20 protein-coding genes are annotated in these 23,122 nt (G+C 61.2%); 6 read left to right on the top strand and 14 right to left on the bottom strand.

Annotated elements, in window-relative coordinates; genetic code table 11:
* The 6 genes from WCA85_RS06475 to WCA85_RS06450 form a co-directional block, all read right to left on the bottom strand.
* A partial coding sequence (locus WCA85_RS06475; RefSeq protein ID WP_424062339.1) for a ubiquinone biosynthesis accessory factor UbiJ occupies positions 1-534 on the bottom strand: 534 nt, incomplete at its 3' end.
* 113 nt (positions 535-647) lie between these two features.
* Positions 648-1,673, bottom strand: a complete 1,026-nt coding sequence (locus tag WCA85_RS06470) for a Tim44 domain-containing protein (protein ID WP_424062338.1) — start codon at positions 1,671-1,673, stop codon at positions 648-650.
* 37 nt (positions 1,674-1,710) lie between these two features.
* Positions 1,711-2,442, bottom strand: a complete 732-nt coding sequence (gene ubiE, locus WCA85_RS06465) for a bifunctional demethylmenaquinone methyltransferase/2-methoxy-6-polyprenyl-1,4-benzoquinol methylase UbiE (RefSeq protein ID WP_424062337.1) — start codon at positions 2,440-2,442, stop codon at positions 1,711-1,713.
* A 66-nt stretch (positions 2,443-2,508) separates the two neighbouring features.
* Complete coding sequence (locus WCA85_RS06460) at positions 2,509-2,922, bottom strand: gamma-butyrobetaine hydroxylase-like domain-containing protein (protein ID WP_424062336.1); 414 nt, start codon at positions 2,920-2,922, stop codon at positions 2,509-2,511.
* A 25-nt stretch (positions 2,923-2,947) separates the two neighbouring features.
* On the bottom strand, positions 2,948-3,376 hold the full coding sequence (locus WCA85_RS06455) for an HIT family protein (protein ID WP_424062335.1): 429 nt from the start codon (positions 3,374-3,376) through the stop codon (positions 2,948-2,950).
* A 34-nt stretch (positions 3,377-3,410) separates the two neighbouring features.
* Positions 3,411-7,505, bottom strand: coding sequence for a DUF3683 domain-containing protein (locus WCA85_RS06450; RefSeq protein WP_424062334.1), 4,095 nt, complete (start codon positions 7,503-7,505; stop codon positions 3,411-3,413).
* Positions 7,506-8,015: 510 nt separating this feature from the next.
* Here WCA85_RS06450 and ilvA point away from each other — a divergent pair.
* The 3 genes from ilvA to queF are packed head-to-tail and all read left to right on the top strand — an operon-like array spanning position 8,016 to position 11,296.
* Positions 8,016-9,539 (top strand): threonine ammonia-lyase, biosynthetic, encoded by a 1,524-nt coding sequence (gene ilvA, locus WCA85_RS06445; protein ID WP_424062333.1) that lies wholly within the window; start codon positions 8,016-8,018, stop codon positions 9,537-9,539.
* Positions 9,540-9,557: 18 nt separating this feature from the next.
* The gene (locus tag WCA85_RS06440; RefSeq protein WP_424062332.1) at positions 9,558-10,475 is read left to right on the top strand and encodes a 5'-nucleotidase; all 918 of its coding nucleotides are present in this window, start codon (positions 9,558-9,560) and stop codon (positions 10,473-10,475) included.
* Positions 10,472-11,296 (top strand): NADPH-dependent 7-cyano-7-deazaguanine reductase QueF, encoded by an 825-nt coding sequence (queF, locus tag WCA85_RS06435; protein WP_424062331.1) that lies wholly within the window; start codon positions 10,472-10,474, stop codon positions 11,294-11,296. The genes WCA85_RS06440 and queF overlap by 4 nt, the downstream gene beginning before the upstream one ends.
* 67 nt (positions 11,297-11,363) lie before the next feature.
* Here the strand turns inward: queF and WCA85_RS06430 are convergent, their stop codons facing one another.
* The 3 genes from WCA85_RS06430 to WCA85_RS06420 all read right to left on the bottom strand — a co-directional run bounded on the left by WCA85_RS06430 (position 11,364) and on the right by WCA85_RS06420 (position 14,211).
* Positions 11,364-11,750, bottom strand: coding sequence for a RidA family protein (locus tag WCA85_RS06430; protein WP_424062341.1), 387 nt, complete (start codon positions 11,748-11,750; stop codon positions 11,364-11,366).
* Between the two features lie 85 nt (positions 11,751-11,835).
* A complete protein-coding gene (locus tag WCA85_RS06425; RefSeq protein WP_424062330.1) occupies positions 11,836-13,317 on the bottom strand; it encodes an N-acyl-D-amino-acid deacylase family protein in 1,482 nt (493 codons plus the stop codon).
* 3 nt (positions 13,318-13,320) lie between these two features.
* Entirely contained in the window at positions 13,321-14,211 is an 891-nt protein-coding gene (locus WCA85_RS06420; protein ID WP_424062329.1) for a MurR/RpiR family transcriptional regulator, read from the bottom strand.
* 202 nt (positions 14,212-14,413) lie between these two features.
* On the opposite strand from WCA85_RS06420, the gene WCA85_RS06415 reads away from it, so the two are divergent.
* Positions 14,414-15,691 carry an amino acid deaminase gene (locus tag WCA85_RS06415; RefSeq protein ID WP_424062328.1) on the top strand — a complete coding sequence of 426 codons (1,278 nt, stop codon included), beginning with the start codon at positions 14,414-14,416 and terminating at the stop codon, positions 15,689-15,691.
* 50 nt (positions 15,692-15,741) lie between these two features.
* On the opposite strand, the gene WCA85_RS06410 is transcribed toward WCA85_RS06415, so the two are convergent.
* Positions 15,742-16,209: a MarR family winged helix-turn-helix transcriptional regulator gene (locus WCA85_RS06410; RefSeq protein ID WP_424062327.1), complete on the bottom strand. Its 468-nt coding sequence runs from the start codon at positions 16,207-16,209 to the stop codon at positions 15,742-15,744.
* A gap of 28 nt (positions 16,210-16,237) precedes the next feature.
* Positions 16,238-17,833, bottom strand: a complete 1,596-nt coding sequence (locus WCA85_RS06405) for an MDR family MFS transporter (protein ID WP_424062326.1) — start codon at positions 17,831-17,833, stop codon at positions 16,238-16,240.
* A 138-nt stretch (positions 17,834-17,971) separates the two neighbouring features.
* On the opposite strand from WCA85_RS06405, the gene WCA85_RS06400 reads away from it, so the two are divergent.
* On the top strand, positions 17,972-18,814 hold the full coding sequence (locus WCA85_RS06400; RefSeq protein WP_424062325.1) for an EcsC family protein: 843 nt from the start codon (positions 17,972-17,974) through the stop codon (positions 18,812-18,814).
* Here the strand turns inward: WCA85_RS06400 and WCA85_RS06395 are convergent.
* The 3 genes from WCA85_RS06395 to WCA85_RS06385 form a co-directional block, all read right to left on the bottom strand.
* On the bottom strand, positions 18,784-19,752 hold the full coding sequence (locus WCA85_RS06395) for an alpha/beta hydrolase (RefSeq protein ID WP_424062324.1): 969 nt from the start codon (positions 19,750-19,752) through the stop codon (positions 18,784-18,786). The genes WCA85_RS06400 and WCA85_RS06395 overlap by 31 nt on opposite strands.
* A gap of 191 nt (positions 19,753-19,943) precedes the next feature.
* Positions 19,944-20,393 (bottom strand): CHRD domain-containing protein, encoded by a 450-nt coding sequence (locus tag WCA85_RS06390; protein WP_424062323.1) that lies wholly within the window; start codon positions 20,391-20,393, stop codon positions 19,944-19,946.
* Positions 20,394-20,586: 193 nt separating this feature from the next.
* Positions 20,587-21,711, bottom strand: a complete 1,125-nt coding sequence (locus WCA85_RS06385; protein ID WP_424062322.1) for a porin — start codon at positions 21,709-21,711, stop codon at positions 20,587-20,589.
* A 462-nt stretch (positions 21,712-22,173) separates the two neighbouring features.
* Here WCA85_RS06385 and WCA85_RS06380 point away from each other — a divergent pair, with 462 nt between their 5' ends.
* Positions 22,174-23,109 (top strand): LysR family transcriptional regulator, encoded by a 936-nt coding sequence (locus WCA85_RS06380; protein ID WP_424062321.1) that lies wholly within the window; start codon positions 22,174-22,176, stop codon positions 23,107-23,109.
* Positions 23,110-23,122 lie beyond the last annotated feature (13 nt).

The following is a 23,122-nucleotide window of genomic DNA, read 5'->3' as shown; positions in this document are numbered from 1 at the left end:
GGCCCGCGCCAACTCGGCATTGAAGTCGTCAAGCGCGGCGCGGCGCACCAGTTGCGGGTTTTCATCGAGCAGGTATTCAGCCACCGTGTCGAGCAGATTGCGGCCGGTGCGGCGCGCGTGCTCGCCGACCGAGCGCGCAAGCGTCGCCACTCGCCAGGCCGGACCGTCGCCAATGAAGCGCGCAATATCTTCCTCGGGCTCCCAGCGCAGATGCTCGGCGAGCTTGGCGATGGCCGTAGCAAACTCCGCGTCGCCTTCGATCTTCACGTGCTTCATCACCGCCCCTTGACCACCTTGGACAAAGGCCGGCAGCGCGTCGGAGGGCACCGAGATGGTGACGTCGAACTCATGCGCCTGGGCTTCATCGACGGCCGCCAGATAGCCATCCGGCTGAACCAGCAGAATCAGCGTGACAGGCGGACAGGATAAACGGGCGGTCTTGCCGGCGTAGGGGGCGAGACGCTCGCGTGCCCACAATTCGCGGGCGAGCAGGTGATTGACGGCAGCAGCGAAGGGCTTGGCGGCGAGGGTCATTGAGAGTGGCAAGAAAAAACCCGCGCAGGCGATGTGCCCGCGCGGGTTCCTATTGTAACGTCCGTTCGCTTCCGGCTTGCCTCTGCCGAACGGCCATTGCGCGATACGTGAGGTCAGTGGGCGCTTGCCGCCTCACCGACCTGCTGGATGCCCGCGAGCAGCCAGCCTTCGCCGGCACGGCTCGACTTCGACAGGTTCCAGATTTCCACGAACGGTTCGGCCGTTGCGCCCGCCGTCTCGCGGATCAGGCCGGAGAAGCGCACGCTGGCGAAATACTCGATGCCGCGGTCTTCGACGCCAAGCAACTCGGCGTTCAACTGGACGACGTCGGTCAGGTTTTGCTCGGCACCGCGCGCATCGAGGTCAATCTTCATTTCGGCGAACATCTCAGGCGTCGTGAATTCGCGGATGTCCTCGACATTGCCTACGTCCCACGCTGCCTGCAGGCGCACGAAATACACCTTGGCGTTGCGGATAAAGGCTTCCGAATCGAAATTGGCCGGTACTGCAGGCGCCGGCTGAAAGGCCAACGGAGCAAAGGCCGATGCGTCGGCTTGCGGTGAGAGATTCGAGTCTGGCTGAGGCGTTGTCGTGAAGCTGGGCTCCTGAGCGTAGCCGCTGCGCCCTGCATTCAGCCCCGGCGCACTACCCGCATACGCCGGAGTTGCAGCGTCGCGCTTGCGGGCCATGAAACGGCGGATTAGCCAGATGGCCAGCATCGCAATTGCCGCGATCACCAGCATGTTGGCCATGGCGCCGGCAAACGCCTCACCCAGACCGAAGTGCGACAGCAGCGCCGCAATACCAAGACCCGCAGCCAGGCCGGCAATCGGCCCAAGCCAGCGCGAGCGGTTAGGCGCTGCGGCCGGTGTTTGCGCCGGCTGCGCCCGTTGTGCCTGAGCGGCCTGTGCGGACTGCTGGGTAGGTTGAGCGGGTTGCGCCGGCGGTGTGGTCTGACGCTGCATGGTGGTGGACTGCTGCTGGCGACCGAGGCTGCGGCCACCGCCCATGCGACGCGCCTCGGCGTCGAGCGAAGCGACGGTCGCGAACATGACCAGACCGACCATCGCCGCCAGTCCGATTCTCCGTGCCAAAGATCCCGAATTCTTACGGGAAGATAACAAACGCGAATCGGACATGATGAAATATTCCTTTAAAAACGATGGGTTAGGAACCCTAGTATTTGGTCCCCACGTGTAAAGCTACCACACCAGCTGACAAATTGTAATATTTGACGCCGTCGAGGCCAGCTTGTTCCATCATCGTTTTTAAAGTTTCCTGGTCCGGGTGCATCCGGATCGATTCCGCGAGGTAGCGGTAGCTTTCGGCGTCCTTCGCGAAGCGATCACCCAGCCAAGGTAGCACCTTGAACGAATACACGTCGTAAACTTTCTTGAGCGGGTCCCATACCTTCGAGAACTCCAGCACCAGCAGCCGCCCAGCCGGTTTCAGCACGCGCCGCATTTCCGCCAGTGCGACGTCCTTGTGGGTCATGTTGCGCAACCCGAAAGCCACCGTCACCACGTCGAAGTAGTTGTCCGGAAAGGGAATTTTCTCCGCGTCGCAGAGCAGCGCCGGAGTGATGATGCCTTTGTCGAGCAGCCGGTCGCGGCCCACGCGCAGCATCGATTCGTTGATGTCCGTATGCCAGACTTCGCCGGTCGGACCCGCCTTCTTTGCAAATTCCTTCGAAAGGTCGCCCGTGCCGCCCGCGATATCCAGCACCTTGTAGCCCGGCCGCACGTTCGCCTGCGCGATCGTAAAAATCTTCCAGGCCCGGTGCAACCCGCCCGACATCAGGTCGTTCATCAGGTCGTAGTTGGCGGCGACGGAATGAAACACGCCCGCCACCTTCTGCGCTTTGTCCTGTTCGTCGACCGTCTGAAAGCCGAAGTGGGTTTTGCTCATCGCGTTCGTCCTTTCGCGTATTCTGGAATGTTGCGCCGCATCACACGGCAGTCAGGCCGAATCGTATCAGTGACAGTGACCGTGCGCAGCACTCGTTGCGACCATCGGCGCGTCGCGATCGACGCCTGCCGCTGCAAGTTTGTCGAGATACTCGCGCCAGAGTTCATCCTGGCGGGTCGCGATGTCGTACAGCAGATCCCATGAATAGAGGCCGGTGGAGTGGCCATCGGAAAAGGTGGGCTGGAGCGCGTAATTGCCGACGCCCTCTACCGCGGTGATCGTCACTTCCCGTTTGCCGGTCTGCAGCGTCTCCTGCCCCGGCCCGTGCCCGCGCACTTCTGCTGACGGCGAATAAACGCGCAGCAATTCGAACGGTAAGCGAAACGCTTCGCCATTTGCGTACTGTAATTCGAGTACGCGTGACTTGGCATGCACCACGACGCCGGTCGGCACCGGTGTATCGCGAGTCAGTCCACTCATGTTGACCTCAGGTTTGGGGACACGCTCAGGCAAGCGCCTGTTCGATTTCGTGGCGCACCGCATCGCGCAGCAATGTCGCCTGCGCGCGCCGCGACGAAAGCAACGCTTCCGACACCGTACGCTGACGCGGCGCCCATACCGGCAGCGGAAAATGGGCGTCGTTCGAAAAACGCGGAATCACATGCCAGTGCACATGCGGCACCTGGTTGCCGAGGCTCGCCAGGTTCACCTTGACCGGTTGCAAGATGCGCCGCATCGCACGCTCGACCGCGTACACCACGCGCATCACGCGATCCCGCTCGGCATCGCCGAGGTCGGAGAATTCAGCAATGTGCCTGTTCCAGATCACCCGGCAAAAGCCGGGGTAATCGTGTTCATCGGCAAGAACGACACGCAACGCGTCGTCTTGCCAGAGCACATCGCCGCCATCTTCACGGCAAAATACGCATTCCATCGTAGTCCTCAAGCGAAAACAGTCAGTCGTACCATTAAACCAGCACGCGCTCGATTCCGCCATTATTGGCACGCTGGACGTAGTCCGCCATCCAGTCTTCACCCAGCACGTGACGCGCCATTTCGACGACGATGTAATCCGCCTCGATATTCGCGTCCTCGTTGTAGCGCGACAGGCCCTGCAGGCAAGATGGGCAGCTCGTCAGGATCTTGACGTTAGTGGCGCCGTTCGGCGCCGGGCCGTAACCCGCCTTAAGCACTGAGCCCTCCGGCGAAGCGACCGAACCCGCAGAGGCGTTGGCCGGATTGATGCCGTCGGCGCCAGCTTCGCCCACCAGCGGAATGCCCCGCAGTTTGGCCGCGCCCTTGCGGATTTCCTCTTCCTTACGGAAACGCACCTGCGTCGAAATGTCCGGACGGGTGACCGCAAGTGTGCCGGATTCGCCACAGCAACGATCGTTCTTCTCGATCTTGTAGCCGTCCTTCTCCGAGCCCATCAACTCATTGACCAGCTTGACCGGGTCCATCGTCTTGATCGGTGTGTGACATGGGTCGTGGTACATGTAACGCATGCCATTGACGCCGTCGAGCTTCATGCCCTTCTCGAGCAGGAACTCGTGAATGTCGATGATCCGGCAGCCCGGGAAAATCTTCTCGAATTCGTAGCCGGCGAGCTGGTCGTAACACGTGCCGCACGACACCACCACGGTCTTGATGTCGAGGTAGTTCAGCGTGTTGGCGACGCGGTGGAACAGCACGCGGTTATCCGTGACGATCTTCTCGGCCTTGTCGAACTGGCCCGAACCCCGCTGCGGATATCCGCAGCACAGGTAGCCCGGCGGCAGCACGGTTTGCACGCCCGCCTCCCACAGCATGGCCTGCGTCGCCAGCCCCACCTGCGAGAACAGACGTTCGGAACCGCAGCCCGGGAAGTAGAACACCGCTTCCGTATCCACCGTGGTGGTCTTCGGATTGCGGATGATCGGCACGATCTTGTTGTCTTCGATGTCCAGCAACGCGCGCGCCGTCTTCTTCGGCAGGTTGCCCGGCATCTTCTTGTTCATGAAGTGGATCACCTGCTCGACCATCTTCGGCTTGCCGACAGTAGCCGGCGGATGCGCCGTCTGCTTCTTCGTGAACTTCTTCAGCACGTCGTTGCCAAGCCGCTGCGCCTTGTAGCCGACGCCCATCATCGCGGTTCGCGCGATGTTAATGGTCTGCGGATTGGTGGCGTTGAGGAAGAACATGCCGGCCGCGTTGCCCGCGTTGAATTTCTTCTTGCCCATCTTGCGCAGCAGGTTGCGCATGTTCATCGTCACATCGCCGAAGTCGATCTTCACCGGACACGGCGTCACGCACTTGTGACAGACCGTGCAGTGATCGGCGACGTCGTTGAACTCGTCCCAATGCTTGATCGACACGCCGCGGCGCGTCTGCTCTTCGTACAGGAACGCTTCGACCAGCAAGGACGTGGCGAGAATCTTGTTTCGCGGGCTGTACAGCAGGTTGGCGCGCGGCACGTGTGTGGCGCACACCGGCTTGCATTTGCCGCAGCGCAAACAGTCCTTGATGGATTCGGAGATCGCGCCGATGTCTGACTGCTGCATGATCAGCGATTCATAGCCCATCAGCCCGAAGCTAGGCGTGTAGGCGTTGCGCAGATCCGCGCCTTCGAGCAGCTTGCCCGCGTTGAAACGGCCATGCGGATCGACGCGCTGCTTGTACTGGCGAAAATCGCTGAGCTCGGCGTCGGTGAGGAATTCCAGCTTGGTAATGCCGATGCCGTGCTCGCCGGAGATCACCCCATCCAGCGAACGCGCCAGCTTCATGATGCGTGCGACCGCCGTGTGGGCGTCCTGCAGCATCTCGTAGTTATCGGAGTTAACGGGGATGTTCGTGTGAACGTTACCGTCACCCGCGTGCATGTGCAGCGCGACGAACACGCGCCCGCGCAACACCTGCTTATGGATGGCCTGGGCTTCGTCGAGGATCGGCTTGAACTCGCCGCCGTTGAAGATCTGGCGTAGTTCAGCGCGGATTTCCTGCTTCCACGACACACGCACCGTACGGTCCTGCGTGATGTGGAAGACCGTTGCGTCAGGTTGCATGTCGGCACGGTCCGCGAACTTCTCTGCGAGCCCTTCGTAGCCCAGTTGAACCAGATAGTGCTGGCCTTCACGCAAGGACAGATCAAGCTTGTCGCGCAGGAACTCCCAGCGCGCACGCACCCGCTTGAGCAGATCGAGCGCTTGCTGCACACGATCCTCCAGCAATTCGGCGCTCGGGATTTCGTTGGCGTCGTCGCTCTTGCCGAGCGGCAGCTTGCCACCCTTGAAGAACGTTTCGAGCGCGTCCACCAGTTGCAGCTTGTTCTTGATCGACAGTTCGATGTTGATGCGCTCGATGCCGTCGGTGTATTCACCCATCCGGTTCAGCGGGATCACCACGTCTTCGTTGATCTTGAACGCATTGGTGTGCTTTGCGATAGCGGCCGTGCGGCTGCGGTCCAGCCAGAAGCGCTTGCGCGCTTCGGCGTTCACCGCGACGAAACCTTCGCCGCTCTTGCCGTTGGCCATGCGCACGACTTCCGAGGTCGCTTGCGCGACCGCATCGGCGTTGTCCCCGACGATATCGCCGATCAGCACCATCTTCGGAAACGCGTTGCGCTTGCTCTTGGTCGCGTAACCTACCGCGCGCAGATAGCGTTCGTCGAGGTGTTCGAGACCGGCGAGAATCGCGCCACCCTGCTTCGACGTTTCGAACAGGTAGTCCTTGATTTCGACGATGCTCGGAATCGCATCGCGCGCCTGGCCAAAGAATTCAAGGCAGACGGTGCGCGTGTGAGCGGGCATCTTGTGCAATACCCAGCGCGCCGACGTGATCAGACCGTCGCAGCCTTCCTTCTGGATGCCAGGAAGGCCGGCGAGGAATTTATCCGTGACGTCCTTGCCGAGACCTTCCTTGCGGAACACGCGGCCCTTGATGTCGAGCGACTCGGTGCGCAGCAGCTTTTCACCGGGCGCATATTCGCCATCGAACCACTTCAGTTCGAAACGCGCCATCTCGACATCATGGATCTTGCCCATGTTGTGCTCGAGACGCGTAACTTCGAGCCAGTTGCCTTCCGGATCGACCATGCGCCACCAGGCGAGGTTGTCGAGCGCCGTGCCCCACAGCACCGCCTTTTTGCCGCCCGCGTTCATCGCAACGTTGCCGCCCACGCAGGACGCATCGAGCGAAGTCGGGTCGACCGCGAACACATAGCCGGCCTGTTCGGCGGCTTCCGTCACACGGCGCGTTACCACGCCCGCCCCAGAGAAAATCGTCGCCACCTTGCGCGACACGCCAGGTAGTTCGGTCAGTTCAACCGCGCCGAGCTGTTCGAGCTTTTCCGTGTTGATGACAGCGGAAAACGGCGTGAGCGGCACTGCACCGCCGGTATAGCCCGTACCGCCCCCACGCGGGATCACCGTCAGACCGAGTTCGAAGCAGGCCTTGATCATGCCCGCGATTTCCGCCTCAGAGTCCGGCGTCAGCACGACAAACGGGTACTCGACGCGCCAGTCCGTCGCATCGGTTACGTGGGAGACGCGCGACAGGCCGTCGAACTTGATGTTGTCCTTCTGCGTGACGCGACCCAGCACCTTGGTGGAGCGGCGGCGCAACTCCGCGGTCTTGTCGAACTCATTGGCAAAGTCGTCTACGGCGCGGCGCGCAGCAAGAACCAGCGTTTCGACCCGCGCCGCACGTTCCACTCCGGCATCGTCGCCATGTTCGCCAAGGTCGGCGCGGCGGCGCTTCTCGATCTCGGAGAGGCGGTGATGCAGCGCTTCGATCAGCAGCACGCGACGTTTCGGGTTATCAAGCAGATCGTCCTGCAGATAAGGATTGCGGCGCACTACCCAGATATCGCCGAGCACTTCGTACAGCATACGTGCCGAGCGGCCGGTCCGGCGTTCGGCACGCAACTCGGCCAGTACGTCCCACGCTTCCTTACCCAGCAGACGAATGACGATTTCGCGGTCGGAGAACGACGTGTAGTTATAGGGAATCTCGCGCAGGCGCGCTTCAGGGTCGGCGGCCACCGCAGCGGCGGCTCCGTGCGGATCAAAAACTTGAGGTGCGTTCATGTTTGGACGACTCGGTAGGTCAGGTTAGCGCGCTCGTGGATTGAAGATTGGGGAGGCGCTAGCTGACGATGCGCGTGGGGCGCAATTCTGGAAATCTTCTAATTGGGCGAAGCTCTGCCGACGGGCGACACACGCCGGCCGCTTCGCGGCGCTCAGATGCAACTACACGATCGCGCGCAACAGATGTGCCTCTGCGCCGCGGGACGGGACTCACGCGGGACGGGCATCAAATGGGCGATCCGAGGCTGCCAGTGCATCTTCCGATCCTTGTTCCAAAATCGGATTCTACCGCAGGATCAGCCCGCGCGTTGACGCCCGAAACCCCTTGCGGCGGGGTTTCCACACGGCCAGCAGGGGCAATATGTTCCAAACGGTGAGTCCGAAATTGTTCGACCGAACGGTCGGGCGGGCGCCCTCCCGGAACGTTGGCCGTTCGGTAGAGTCCAGAGCGCGGGCCGTTGGCGCTATCATTGTCCTTTCCCGTCTCACAAAGCGCACCGCGCCACCCGCATGGCTTCCCACGACTACCTGAAGAAAACCCTCACCGCGCGCGTCTACGACGTCGCCCGCGAGACCGAGCTCGAACATGCGCCGAACCTGTCGGCACGGCTGCGCAATCCGATTTACCTGAAGCGCGAAGACAACCAGCCGGTGTTCTCGTTCAAGGTGCGCGGCGCGTACAACAAGATGGCGCACATTCCGGCCGAAGCGCTGGAGCGCGGCGTGATTACTGCCTCGGCGGGCAATCACGCGCAGGGCGTCGCGCTGTCGGCGGCGCGCATGGGTGTGAAGGCGATTATCGTGGTGCCGGTGACGACCCCGCAGGTGAAGGTGGATGCGGTGCGGGCGCACGGTGGTCCGACGGTCGAAGTGGTGCAGGTGGGTGAATCGTACAGCGACGCATATACATACGCGGCCAAACTGCAGGAAGAGCGAGGCCTGACATTCGTGCACCCGTTTGACGACCCGTATGTCATCGCGGGCCAAGGCACGGTCGCCATGGAAATCCTGAGCCAGCACCAGGGGCCGATCCACGCGATCTTCGTGCCGATTGGCGGCGGTGGGCTCGCCGCCGGGGTTGCCGCATATGTCAAGTCGGTGCGCCCGGAGATCAAGGTGATCGGCGTGCAGACCGACGATTCCTGCGCGATGGCGCAGTCGCTGAAAGCCGGTGAGCGCGTCACGCTGAACGAAGTGGGTCTCTTCTCTGACGGTACCGCCGTGAAGCTGGTTGGCGAGGAAACCTTCCGCCTGTGCCGCGAGTATCTCGACGACGTGCTGATCGTCAACACCGACGCACTGTGCGCCGCCATCAAGGATGTTTTCCAGGACACTCGCAGCGTGCTTGAACCCGCCGGCTCGTTGGCGGTGGCGGGGGCGAAGCAGTATGCGGAGCGCGAAGGCATCGAGAATCAGACGCTGATCGCGGTCACCTCCGGCGCAAACATGAATTTCGACCGCATGCGTTTCGTTGCTGAACGCGCCGAGGTCGGCGAATCGCGCGAAGCCGTTTTCGCGGTGACTATTCCCGAAGAGCGCGGCAGTTTCAAACGCTTTTGCGAACTGGTCGGTACGCGCAGCGTCACCGAATTCAACTACCGGATCGCGGACGCGAGTTCGGCGCACATCTTCGTGGGCGTGCAGATCAGGAACCGCAGCGAGTCGGCCCAGATTGCCGGCGCCTTCGAGGCACACGGCTTTGCCACAGTGGACCTGACAGCCGACGAACTGTCGAAGCAGCACATCCGTTACATGGTGGGCGGCCGCTCGCCGCTCGCGCATGACGAACGCCTGTTCCGCTTTGAATTTCCGGAGCGGCCGGGCGCGCTCATGAAGTTCCTGTCGACGATGGCGCCGAACTGGAATATCAGCCTGTTCCATTACCGCAATCAGGGTGCGGATTACAGCTCGATCCTCGTTGGTATTCAGGTGCCGGGCACGGAAAACAGCGAGTTTGAGCGCTTCCTCGCGACGCTCGGCTATCCGTACTGGGAAGAGACCAGCAACCCGGTGTACCGGCTGTTTCTCGCGTAAACCATCCGGACCGAACAGATGGCTTTTTCGCTTCAGGACAAACTCGTGGTGGCGATCTCGTCGCGTGCGCTGTTCGACTTCGAGGAGGAGAGCCGCGTCTACGAGGACGGCGACCTGCTCGCCTACGAGACGCTCCAGCGCGAGCGACTAAGCGTGCCCGCCAAGCCGGGCGTGGCGTTTCCGCTGATCCGCAAGCTGCTGGCGTTGAATGCGGGCGCACATCGTGTCGAAGTGGTGATCTTGTCGCGCAGCGACCCGATTAGCGGACTGCGCGCGTTTCATTCGTGCCGCGAGCATGGGCTGTCAATCGAGCGTGGCGTGTTCACGCGCGGACGGCCACCGTTTTCGTACCTGAAGCCGCTGAATGCATCGCTGTTTCTGTCCGCCAACCAGGACGACGTGCGTGACGCACTGGCTGCCGGATTCCCGGCTGCACGCGTATTGCCGGAATCGGCGAAAATGGCGAGCAAGTATCCGGACGAAATCCGCATTGCTTTCGACGGCGACGCGGTGCTGTTTTCCGACGAGGCCGAACAGATATTTCAGAAGGACGGATTGCGAGCGTTTGTTGGCCATGAGATCCACAACAAGGATCTGCCGTTAGCCGACGGGCCGCTCAAGCCGTTGCTCGAAGCGCTGCACCGTCTGCAAAAACTCGCAGACGAAGCGGCGCCGACCCAGGCCGCGCCGATGCGAATTCGCACGGCGCTGGTGACGGCGCGATCGGCGCCGGCGCACGAGCGGGCAATCCGTACGCTGATGGCATGGAACATCGAAATCGACGAAGCGATGTTCCTTGGCGGTCTCGACAAGGGCGCATTTTTGCGCGAGTTCGAGCCGGACTTTTTCTTCGACGATCAAATTGGCCACTGCGAATCGGCCCGCGTCGTGACGGCGACGGGGCACGTGCTGAGTGGCATCGTGAACGCATCATGACACCCGAACAATCACCGCTAGGCAAACCTGCCACTTACACCGAACAGTACGACGCGACGCTGCTCTTTCCGATCGCGCGCAAGGCCGCGCGCGAGGCGATTGGCATTGGCGCGCAGTTGCCGTTTTTCGGCACGGATATCTGGAATGCTTACGAACTGTCGTGGCTGAATACGCGCGGCAAACCGCAGATTGCGGTGGCTACGTTTTTTGTGCCGGCTGATTCGCCGAATATCGTCGAGTCGAAGTCATTCAAGCTTTATCTGGGGTCCTTCGCGCAGACCGCTTTTGAGTCGATGGACGTTGTCCGCGACACAATCAGGCGCGATGTGTCCGCCTCTTGCGGCGTGACCGTGTCCGTTCATCTGGCTGCGCCGTACGAGTTCGGCAAATTGCAGATGGAAGAATTTGAAGGCCTGTCGCTGGACCGGTTGGATCTGGATACCGATGTTTATCTGCCGGACGCGTCTTTGCTGAAAGCGGCGCTGGATGAAGCCCCAGTCGAAGAAACGCTAGTTTCCAACTTGCTGAAGTCAAATTGTCCGGTAACCGGGCAACCTGATTGGGGGAGCGTGCAGATTCATTATGTCGGCCCGCAAATCGATCACGCGGGTTTGCTGCGCTACATCATCTCGTATCGGAATCACACTGGCTTTCATGAGCAGTGTGTCGAGCGTATTTTTGTCGACGTGCTGAAGGCCTGCAAGCCGCTCAAGCTCGCGGTTTATGCTCGCTACACGCGGCGCGGCGGGCTGGACATCAATCCGTTCCGCACGAATTACAACTTGCCGATGCCGGATAATATGCGCCTCGCGCGGCAGTAAACGTTGTTTGCCTCGGGCGGTGGTGTTTTGCCTGCAAAACCCACCGCCAAAGGCAAAAAATCAACCCTTAAGCCGAAGGCGCCTTATAAGCAACGCAATCAACCTCAACCTTGCAGTCAATCACCATGGATGAAACCACACAAGCCCTAGCAGGCGGATTCTCGCCAAAATACTCCCGAAACACCTTATTAAACGACGCAAAATCCCGCGCGTCGTCAAGCCAGACACCGCATCGAACGACATGCTCAGCCCCGTACCCGGCTTCCTTCAGAATCGCGAAAACATTCTGAATCGCCTTGTGCGACTGCTCCACGATCCCGCCATTGATCACTTCGCCATTTTCCATCGGCGTCTGACCGGACACATACAGCCATCCATCCGCTTCAACCGCCCGCGAAAACGGCATATGTTGACCGCCCGTGCCCTTGCCACCTTCCACGCCATATCGCTTCATCACAACACACTCCTCATAAGATCCAGCAGCACGCCAAGCCAAAACCAAAGCGCACCACGTCAATTAGCCCGCAAAAAACAAACCCTTAAAACGCGCCCTGCGCATCCACCCTCGATGCCGCACCACGCGCCACAAAATGCCCTGCCCGATCGCCGGTCGGCTGACCGTCGCGATACGTCAGCACGCCATTGACCCACACCGCGTCAATGCCATCCGCTGGCTGTTGCGGTTTCTCAAACGTCGCCGCGTCCCGTACGCGCGCCGGGTCGAACAACACCAGATCCGCGTGATACCCGATATGCGCCTCGCCACGCTGCGCCAAACCAAAACGCCGCGCCGAGAGGCTCGTCATCTTGCGGATCGCTTCCTCCAGGGGCAGCAGCGCCGAATCTCGCACGTAATGTCCCAACACGCGCGGAAACGCGCCCCACAGTCGAGGATGGGGCAACGGGTCGTTCGGCAGTCCATCTGAACCCACCATCGTCGCCGGATGCGACAAGATCCGCCGCACGTCCTCCTCGGACATGTTGTGGTACACGGCGCCCGCCGGTTGCAAGCGTTTGCCCGCCTCCTGCTGCGTCACGCCCCACTCCGCGGCAATCTCCTTGACGAGTTTGCCCGCCATCTCCGGATGCGGCTCCGACCAGGTAACGGTGATGTCGATATCGCCTGTCACCTGCTTCAGGTCGAGTGTTGACGAACTGCGATTGTACGGATAGCAGTCGCAGCCGATCGGCTGCATATGGCGCGCGCCATCGAGCGACTTCAACACCTCAATACTGCGCCCCCAGTTCGACGGTCCCGCACACTTCAGATGCGAGATCACCACCGGCACGCACGCATGGCGTCCCACCCGGTAGGCTTCGTCCATGGCGTCGAGAATCGCGTCGAACTCGGTACGCATATGCGTCGTGTACAACGCGCCGGCCGCCGCGAGCGGCTCAGCCAACGCCATCACTTCTTCGGTCGGCGCGGCGAACGCGGAACCGTACGCGAGTCCCGAACTCAGGCCCAGCGCCCCGTTCTGCAACGCCTCCTGGAGTTGCGCGCGCATCCCTTCGATTTCCTGCGCTGTCGCCGCGCGATCCAGCCGGTCCATCTGGTTGTTACGTAGCGCCGTATGCCCGATCAGCGCGCCAACGTTCACCGCCGGACGCGCCGCATTCACCGCCTCGACATACGCGGCAAAGGTCGGATAGTTGAACGCGTCGCGCTCGCCCAGCAGATTCATCGGGTCAGGCGGATCGCCTTTCAAGGCCACCGGAGACGCGCTGATCCCGCAGTTGCCGACGATCACCGTCGTCACGCCCTGGCTGATCTTCGGCAACATCTGCGGCGAGCGGATCACGTGAGTGTCGTCGTGCGTGTGGACGTCAATGAAACCCGGCGCCAGCGCACGTCCGTTCGCTTCGATCACCTCTTCGGCCAGCCAGTTCGACAGGTTGCCGATCGCGACAATCCGTCCGTCGCGCACTGCCACGTCCCGTTCGACCGGCGGCGCGCCCGTACCGTCATACAGTTGCGCGTCGATGATCAGCGTGTCGGCGGCTTCAGGATGCGAATGCATGGATCAGTCTCCTAGCGGTTGTCGGTCGCCGCCGCCGCGGTGCGCGTCGAGGGCGTGCTTCATGCGGCGCAGCAACTCGCGGCTCTCATCGCCCTGGCTGACAGCCAGTTCGGTGACAAGGACGTCGAGCGCCATCATCATCGCGTAGCGTGATGACGATGGTTTGTAAATAAAATCGGTTTCGAAGGCGACAATCGGGATCACCCAGTCTGCCAGTTTTGCCAGTGGCGAGGCCGGCGCGGTCAACGTAATCAACCGCGCGCCATAGCTTCGGGCGATACGGCAATTCTCCACCACTTCCGGCACACGCCCGGTCGTCGACAGCGCGATCACCACGCAGTCGCGCGACACCGTGCTTGCCACCATCCGCTGCAATAAACCGTCCTGGTAGGTCGCCACGGGGCGGCCAAGGCGCACCAGCCGAAACCGCATCTCGTCAGCCAGCGCAGTCGAACCGCCGCCCATGCCGAACACATAGATCATGCGCGCTTCACGCAAGGCCGCGGCGGCTTGCGCGACCGGTGCCTGGCGCAACAACTGGTGGTTATGGGTAAGCGCAGTCTGCACTTCGTCGAACACTCGGGTAGCGAGCGGTTCGGGGACATCCCCCGACGCGCCGCTCGACAGGAAGCGCTGTCCCACCGCCGCCGCCTGGGCGAGCCGCAGCTTCAGTTCGCGCACGTCGCGGCAACCCACCGCTTTGGCGAAGCGTGTCACCGTCGCGACGCTCACTCCGGCCTGCTGCGCGAGTGCCCCGATGCTGGCCCGTGAGGCGCCGGTCAGATCGTCAAGTATCAGCGCGGCCACCTTCCGTTCAGCCGAACGCAACTCCGGCGCGCATTCGGCAATGCGAGCGACAATATCGAAGGTTAGCGGTTCTGCGCTGGAGTTCATGAAGGACCGTGATGACGGAGCAAGGCGGACGAAGCAAAAACAAACGGGGCAAGCCCAGAACTGTTGCGCACGGTCGCGCAGCAGCTTGTACCGGCTGGCACAGATGCCGCGGTACTAAATAACATTTCAGGAAACATCCTACTTTCGGTAACATGGGAAAGTCAACTTCGGTGCAATTTATCTGGACGATGGAGCAGGGTAAATGAAAGTTACAAACTATCAGGGCGCAACAATTGATCCTTATAGCAAGGGCTTGGGAAACGTTCCCGGCACCAGCATTCAGCTCAAGGATGCCGCGCGTCTTGAATGGAATCTGCTGAACGAAGACATCAGCTTGCCGGCCGCCGTACTGTACGCGGACCGCATCGAGCACAATCTGAAATGGATGCAGGAATTTGTCGCGCAATACGGCGTCAAGCTCGCCCCGCACGGCAAGACCACCATGGCGCCGCAACTGTTCCGCCGTCAGTTGGAAACCGGCGCGTGGGGCATTACGCTCGCCACCGCGCATCAGGTGCGAGCGGCTTATCACGGGGGCGTGTCGCGCATCCTGATGGCCAATCAACTGATCGGCCGTCACAACATGATGATGATCGCCGAAATGCTGAGCGATCCCGAGTTCGAGTTTTTCTGCCTGGTGGATTCGGTGGAAGGCGTCGAGCAACTCGGGACGTTCTTCGGCTCGGTGCGCAAGTCGCTGAACGTTTTGCTTGAACTCGGCGTGCCGGGCGGCCGTACCGGCGTGCGCGACGAGGCGCAGCGCAACGCGGTGCTCGACGCGATCGCACGCCATCCAGATTCGTTGAAGCTGGCGGGCGTCGAACTGTATGAAGGCGTGCTCAAGGAAGAGCACGAAGTGCGCGAGTTTCTGCAAAGCGCCGTCGCGGTCACGCGCGCGCTCGTCGACGAAGGGCGTTTCGCGCGCCAGCCGGCTATCCTGTCGGGCGCAGGCTCAGCGTGGTACGACGTGGTGGCGGAAGAATTCGCCAAGCTGTCGGCAGAAGGCAAGGTCGAGGTGGTGTTGCGTCCCGGCTGCTATCTGACTCACGACGTTGGCGTCTATCGCAAGGCGCAAACGGATATCTTCGCCCGCAATCCGGTGGCGCGGAAGATGGGCGAAGGCCTGCTGCCCGCTCTGCAACTGTGGGCGTACGTGCAGTCTATCCCTGAGCCGGATCGCGCCATCATCGGTCTGGGCAAACGTGATTCCGCCTTCGACGCCGGTATGCCCGAACCCGCCCGCCATTACCGTCCGGGTGACACAGCGCCGCGCGAGATCGCCGCGAGCGAAGGTTGGGAAATCTTCGGCATGATGGATCAGCACGCGTATCTGCGCATACCCGCCGGCGCCAATCTGAAGGTAGGCGACATGATCGCGTTCGACATCTCGCACCCTTGCCTGACTTTCGACAAGTGGCGCCAGTTGCTGGTGGTCGATACGGCGTATCAGGTAACGGAAGTGATTGAAACGTTCTTCTGAGAACGCTGTGATTCGTGACTGAATGCGTTAAGCGGCGAAACGCGCGCCGCTTAACGTCCGGTCGCGCCCTGTTCCTGTTCTGCCCCGGCGGATACCACTTCGCTGATCCGCACCTCTAGCATCTTCAACGCACCCGACAGCGCGGCCAGCGCATCGTCCGGCAAGGCCGCCATCGTGTCGTGCAGAAAGGCGTTGCGGCGCGGCAGGGCCGCTTCGATCATGGCCTTTCCGGTTTCGGTCAATTGCACATTGGTCACGCGGTTGTCGCGCTCGTCCATCCTGCGCGAAATCCAGCCAAGCACGTCCAGCGCCTTTAGCTGTCGCGTCAACGCGCCTGGGTCCACCTTCAGACGCTCGACGAGACGCTTTTGCGACGACGCGCCGCCCTGTTCGTGCAGCTCCAGCATCACGCGCCAGCGCGGTAATGGGTGTCCCACCTGCGCCTCGAACGCCGACATGAACGCCCGATAGGTGCGGCCAAATTGATGCACGATGGCGACCCGGTCCTGTTGTTCCATGATGTACCGATGATGCGGGAGTTCGGAGTCAGTCCGCCAGAATGGTCGGCTCAACCTGACGGCGGAGTTTGATAGGCGGCACGCGCCGGCTCTGCCAGATCGACACGACGGCAATCACGGCCGCCATCGCGATACCGAGATGGATTGCCGCCACCAGCGCTTCGCGCGCTGCTTCCAGCAGCACAGCGCCGTTGTGTCCGGCGTGGGCCAACTGGCCCAGCAAGGTGGATTGCGCATCGCGGTTGATCAGGATCTGCGGATCGCCCATATCGCCGAACCAGTGCATGGCCTGATCGTTCTCGAGCGCGCTGCGCACGCCGCTCGCATACATGTGCGTGACAAGCGTACCCGTTAGCGCGGTGCCGATCATCCCGCCAATCATGCGCAACGACTGTAGCAACGCAGTGGCGATGCCCAGATGTTCGCGGCCGGCGGTTTGCTGCGCGAAGATGGTCAGGTTCGGCATCACAAAGCCGAGGCCCAGACCGCCCAGCACCATGAACGTCATCAACAGCCATTGCGGCATGGCTCGCGTAGCCACCACGACGCCAAGGCACGACAGGGCGAAAAGCGCAAAGCCGATATACAGCATCAGATTGGGATTGCGCACCCGCGAGACGATCCGACCATTGACGATACTGCCAAAGGTGATGAATACCACCAGCGGCGTGATCACGAGGCCCGCCTCTTTCGGCGACATGCCGAAGCCGCCCTGGAAGAGCAGCGGCGCATAGAACAACAACGAAAACATGGAGAAGCCGCCCAACACTGCCAGCGTGAACAACGCAGCGAGACTGCGGTTGCGGAACATGTCCACCGGCAGAATGGCGGTCGGGCAGCGCTTCTCCCATTTCCACAGCAAATACCCGCTCAGCACGCTGACGGCGAGTAAAGCGCCGGTCAAGAGCGACAGGCCGTGTTTAGGCAGCATTTCCACGAACAACTGCAGGCAGCCGAGCGCAACGGCGATCAGCAACGCGCCCGGCCAGTCGAGCCGCATCTTGCCTTCATGCGCCACGTGCCGCAGATGCGGCAGGAAGCGCCAGACGAAAAAGAGCGACAACAGGCCGACCGGCAGATTCACGTAAAACACCGAACGCCAGCCGTAGTATTGCGTGAGGAAGCCGCCCAGCGACGGTCCGATCGCATTCGCGATGCCGAATGCGGAGCTCATCATCACCTGCCAGCGCAAGCGCACCACAGAATCAGGAAAGAGATCGGGAATGCAGGCAAACGCGGTGCCCACCAGCATGCCGCCGCCGATGCCCTGCAAGCCGCGCGCGAGTACGAGGAACAACATGCTGTTGGCCATGCCGCACAGCACCGACGCCGCCGTAAACACCACGATCGACGCAATCACAAATGGTTTGCGGCCGTAGTAGTCGCCCAGCCGCCCGAAGATCGGCACGGTGATGACCGAGGTGAGCAGATAGGACGTCGCAACCCAGGCGTATAGCTCGAAGCCTTTGAGTTCGGCCACGATGGTGGGCAGCGCAGTGCCGACCACCGTCTGGTCGAGCGCGACCAGCATGGTCACGAAAGAGACGCCGAGCATCGCCATCAGCGATTCGCGGAACGGTAGGACTTGCCCACTCGAATGGTGGGCCGCAGTATGGACAGCCATTTTTTGATAGCGCAACAGTTGACGCGTCAAACAATATTGAATCATAACACGTTGCCGCGCTCTAAACTCGCTCCGGCGGTGAGAATCGAGCGCGCCGCCCCGACTAACTAAAGAATTCGCCTGTAACCAGGGAGGCACATGGAGCCCCAATCGCTCGCCGAACAGAGCTTGTCCGCCGAGGACCTGATCGCGTTACGTCGCGCAAAACACGAGCTGGAAAGCCCCGCGCTGGCGATGAAACTGGCCAGCATCGTCGGCGCGCCGCTCGAGAAGCTGCTATCGCGGATTCCGGCCATCGCCAATGAAAAGGTGAATGACGCCACGCAACTCGCGCTACGCAAGTGTCTGCAGATCGCCCTGCGCACGCTCGGCCGCCCGGAAGCAACTGCACCGCTCGCGGCGCCCGACAAGCCCAGCAATCTGCTCCACAAATTCGCGGTGGCGACGACCGGCGCCGCGGGCGGCGCGTTCGGCCTGTTTGCGCTGCCGGTGGAATTGCCGGTGACGACGACGCTGATGTTCCGGTCCATCTGCGATATCGCCCGTAGCGAGGGGGAAGACCTGTCTTCCATCGATACACAGTTGCAGTGCCTCACGGTCCTGGGCATGGGCGGCACGTCGAAAGCCGACGACGACGCTGACTATGGCTACTTCATCATGCGCGGCGCCCTGGCGCAGGCAGTGTCGAAAGCGACCTCCGAAATGGCCACGAAAGGCTTTACCGCCCACGGATCAGCCGCTCTGCTGCGCCTGCTCAACACAATCGCATCGCGCTTTTCGGTACAGGTCAGCGAGCAGATCGCCGCGAAGTCGATTCCGGCAATTGGCGCGGTGCTCGGCGCGATGGTCAACACGGTGTTCATGGACCACTTCCAGCTGGTCGCACACGGTCACTTCACGGTACGGCGGCTGGAGCGGCAGTACGGACCGGATCTCATCAAGGAAGCCTATCAGGCCATCGACATCGCACTGGACGGCTGACTGGCCGATGCGACGGCCACCTCGCGCACGAAGCCAGCGGCGGCATCGAGCGCGTGTCGCGCTTCGGGAATGAATGGCGCGAAGAGTTGCCAGACGTGCGGCATTTTCGGCCAGACCTGCAGTTCCACGGTCACTCCCGCTGCGCGGGCGTTGTCTGCCACACGTCGGGAATCGTCAAGTAGCACTTCCGTGCTGCCAGCCTGAATGAAAAGCGGCGGCAAGCCTCGCAAATCCGCGTAGACCGGCGACGCGTAGGGATGTGTCGCGGGCGTATCGCCCAGATACACTCGCCCTGCCCGGCCGATTGCCGGGCCACTGAACATCGGGTCGGCGCCATCGTTACTGCGAATCGTGGTGCCGCTGGCCGCCAGATCCGTCCACGGCGAGAACAACACGCCGCCCGCAGGTAGCGGATCACCGGCGTCACGCAACGCAACGAGGGTGGCGAGGGCAAGACCGCCGCCAGCTGAATCGCCAGCGATCACGATCGATTCCGGCGGCGTGCCGCGCGCGACCAGATGGCGATACGCCGCCATCGCATCGTCCAGTGCGCCCGGAAAACGATGCTCGGGTGCAAGGCGATAGTCGAGCGAGAACGTCGGAGCGTTCGCACGCGTGGCAAGTCCGAACACCAGCGCGCGGTGGGATTTCGGCGAACAAAAGTAATAGCCGCCGCCGTGCAAATACAGAATGGTGGGCGCACGGATTGCGTCCGCAACTGAGCCGGACGTGGCAGTTACAGGCTCGAGCCATTCGCCGCGCAGTGGCTCGTCGGTTCCGTACATCTCGCGCAAACGCCACCCATACGGCACTTTTGGGGACCACGCGCGTTTCGCGGTCAGGGCGCGCGCTTTCTCGACATTGATCTCCGGCTTAAGTGTTGCCGGACGAAACTGCCGACGCAGAAACCAGCACGCAAGGGCACTTTGCCAACTCATCGGGGCATCCTCAATGAACGGTCAACTGCCATGGTAAGTGGGTTTGCCGGTGAGCCCGTGGGGGATCCGTTCTAATCTCAAATAGATGTACCGCGCAAAAAGGTGAGATTCAACAGAGCTCAGGTGGCGCCCAACAGCATCGTCCGCCTTTTCCGCGATCTATTCCGCGTGTGGTTTCATCTGGCGCAGAGCTAGTTCGAGGGCAAGATCTGGCCGCGAATCTCACCCATTGGGTTCTGCACGGTGTGGATATTGAAATACCACTGACCGGACATCAGGTCCGTCACCTGTTGTTCCGTCAATTGCGCCGATCCGCTGATCGGGCTCGAGAGCGCACTCTTCTGAATGGGAATCTGCACCTTAGCGTTCTGCCCGACTGGCGCTGGACCGTGAAAGTGAGCAGCCGTCGCGGCGCTGCCGAGACCTTCGTATGTGATCGTCCATTGCAAGGACTTGGTCGACGTGTCGAATGTGGCATTCAGCATGCCGTGCCCGTGACTCACACGGGGAGGAACCTCGCTTGACGGTTCGAGGTCCGCCTTGAGCGCAACCGTATCGGCAAACGCAGCCCCCGAGCAGGCGAGCCCTGACGCAAGCACCCACAGCACGACAACCCGCTTCAGCGCGCGAATCGCAATCATTCTTTTGTCTCCAGACTTTGTGCAGCGCCACACCAGCCGGCAAGCTGCCGACAGGGCCACCACATACTAGTGCAAATCCGCGCTGACGTTTTGCGTTCAACCGAACCAACATGTGCGTTCCGCCAGCGGCAATAAAAAAGGCACCGCGAACGGTGCCTTTACTAGATAAACGCGCTGACGAAACGCAAGCGGTTTAGAAGCGGTGACGAATACCCGTCGACACAACCACCTGTTGCCTGCCCGAGGCCGGTGCATCGGTGCCGAACACTTGCGTGCTGATTGCGTTACCGCGTGCACCAACGTACGCGACGCCCTCAGCGTACAAATCCGTACGCTTGGACAGCGCATAGTCGCTTTGCAGGCCGAACTGGTTCCAGTGACTCGACGCGTTAGTCGTGCCCACTGAGTGCACCAGCGCTTGCGTATACGTGTAAGCGGCACCCAGCGATAGCGCCGGCGTCAGGTTGTAACGCGCATTGACTTCATAGTTGTTAAAGCGCACCGAGCCATCGCCCACTGCGAACTGGAACCGGCTTTGCGTAAACACCGCGCCCACCACAGCCGGGCCGAATGTGTAGTTGGCGCCTGCACCCCAGGTACGCTGCTTCTGCGTCGTACCCGCGGCGCCGAAATCCGGTGCGCCGTCCTGAATCGCACCATTCGAGGTCCGATCAAGCCCTTGCGCCTGCAGGTAGCCGGCGGCCAGTTTCAGGCCACCGTTTTCATAGCCTGCACCCATGCTGTATGCGCGGTCGTTCGCGAAACCACCTGCCTGATTCGAGAAGCCATACAAGCCGCTAAACGACAGACCGTTATAGTTCTCGCTCTGAAACTTGACAGAGTTATTGATGCGCATCGAGGCGTTAGCGTTGTCGTTGTCGCCAGGGTGGGCGAAGTACGTTCCGCCCCAGCTACCGACCGCCGTCAACGGGGCGAGATAATCGACCACGGAGTCATATTGTCGACCCAGCGTCAACGTGCCGTACGGGCTCGACAGACCGGCAAAAGCCTGTCGGTTGAAGCTGCGGCCGCTCGCAGCCGCCTGGCCATTGGCCACGTCGAAACCGCTTTCCAGGGTGAAGACCGCGGCGAGACCGCCGCCCAGGTCTTCCTTACCGCGCAGGCCCCAACGGCTGTCGTCGACATTGCCGCTCGTCATCGAGACCGCGGAGTGATGTGCCGAACCCGTTGCGCTGGCTTCATTGTTCACGTAAGCAAAACCTGCATCGACGACGCCATACAACGTCACACTGCTTTGTGCGTAAGCCGCACTTGCGAAGCTCGCGGCCACAGCCGTGAGAATCAGCGTCTTTTTCATGTTGTTCCCTAAATACCGTGTGGATAACGAGCCTTCGGACTCGTTTTGATTGATTGCGTTGTTGCAGTCCGAGGGCGCGTGATGTCACTTCCTTGGCTTCGACCGGAGACCGGTTTGATCTGCAGCGGGAAGTTTAGGTGGGCAACTTTTGAGACGATCACGCCATTCACACAAAAGACTTTTTGAATAATTCAAAAACAGCGAGCCGGGTAGGCTATGCGCCTTGAATATCAAGGCTCGTGTCTTATCCCGGTTTATAGTTAGTTTTACTTATCTAATAAAAGCGTTGCCATGCCACTACAGTTCCGACTCGGAAGTATCTTATGAGCAGTTGGGAATGTTCTCACGCCCGCACCGCCGGACAGTCTTTACCATTCACCTTTCCTGTATTTGCAATACGAGGCGCACGGGGGCTCCGGCCCGAAGCATCGCGCCACCTTTCCTGCTTGACTAAAACTGACGATGAACCATTTGCAGGCCATGCGCGTCTTTTTGAAAGTCGCGGAAAATGGTTCATTCGGGCGTGCTGCGGCCAGTCTGGAGTTATCCAATGCTGTCGTGACGCGTTATGTCGCGCTACTCGAGTCGCATCTCAACACGCGCCTCGTTAATCGGACAACGCGCAGCCTGGCTCTAACCGAAGCCGGGCAGGCATACGCGGAAGGTTGCCGACAAACCCTCGAACAACTCGATGCCATGGAGTCAGCCGTTTCGCGCAGCGCCACGGACTCATCTGGCACGCTCAAACTCGTGGCCTTCGCGTCGTTCTCATTGTTTGGTTTGACTCCTTTGCTACAGCGTTATCGCGCACATCACCCCAAGGTGAAATTGTCCGTGACGCTGCTACACCGTCCGGTGGATCTGATCGAGGAGGGATTCGATGTAGGTATCGTGGTCCCGGACCAGGTCAGGACTGGCACGTTGATCAATCGAACGCTATTCCGGGTGCGGCCGGTGGCGGTCGCCTCACGTGGTTATATCGACGCTCGCGGCATGCCGGCGACACCTGCATGCCTTGCCGCGCACACCTTCCTGGCGCCTTCGGGGAGTCTGCACAATGCCGAATGGAGTTTTCTCGCCGCAAACGGCAAAGAAGAAACCGTGAGCCTGGAACCGGCTTATTCGGTCAACAACGCCGTGATGCTGCGCCAGGCGGCGCTCGCAGACATGGGCTTCACGATCCTGCCCGAACACCACGTGGCGGCCGACCTGATGAGCGGCGCACTGGCGCGCATATTGCCCGGGTATCACGTCAATCGGGCCGATAAGGAGGTTTCGCTGGTTTATCCGGGGCGCAGACATGTCTCCGCTAAAACCCGATCGTTTGTGGATTTCACGGTTAGCTACTTCCGTAGCGACGCCGCCACGGCGTTTCCTTCAGTATTTCAAAACAGTTAATTGCGCAATACGC

The sequence above is a fragment of the Paraburkholderia sp. genome (assembly GCF_049581445.1).
GTDB lineage: Bacteria > Pseudomonadota > Gammaproteobacteria > Burkholderiales > Burkholderiaceae > Paraburkholderia.
The sequence above is the reverse complement of the archived record's forward strand: the minus strand, read 5'-3'. Positions and strand labels throughout refer to the sequence as shown.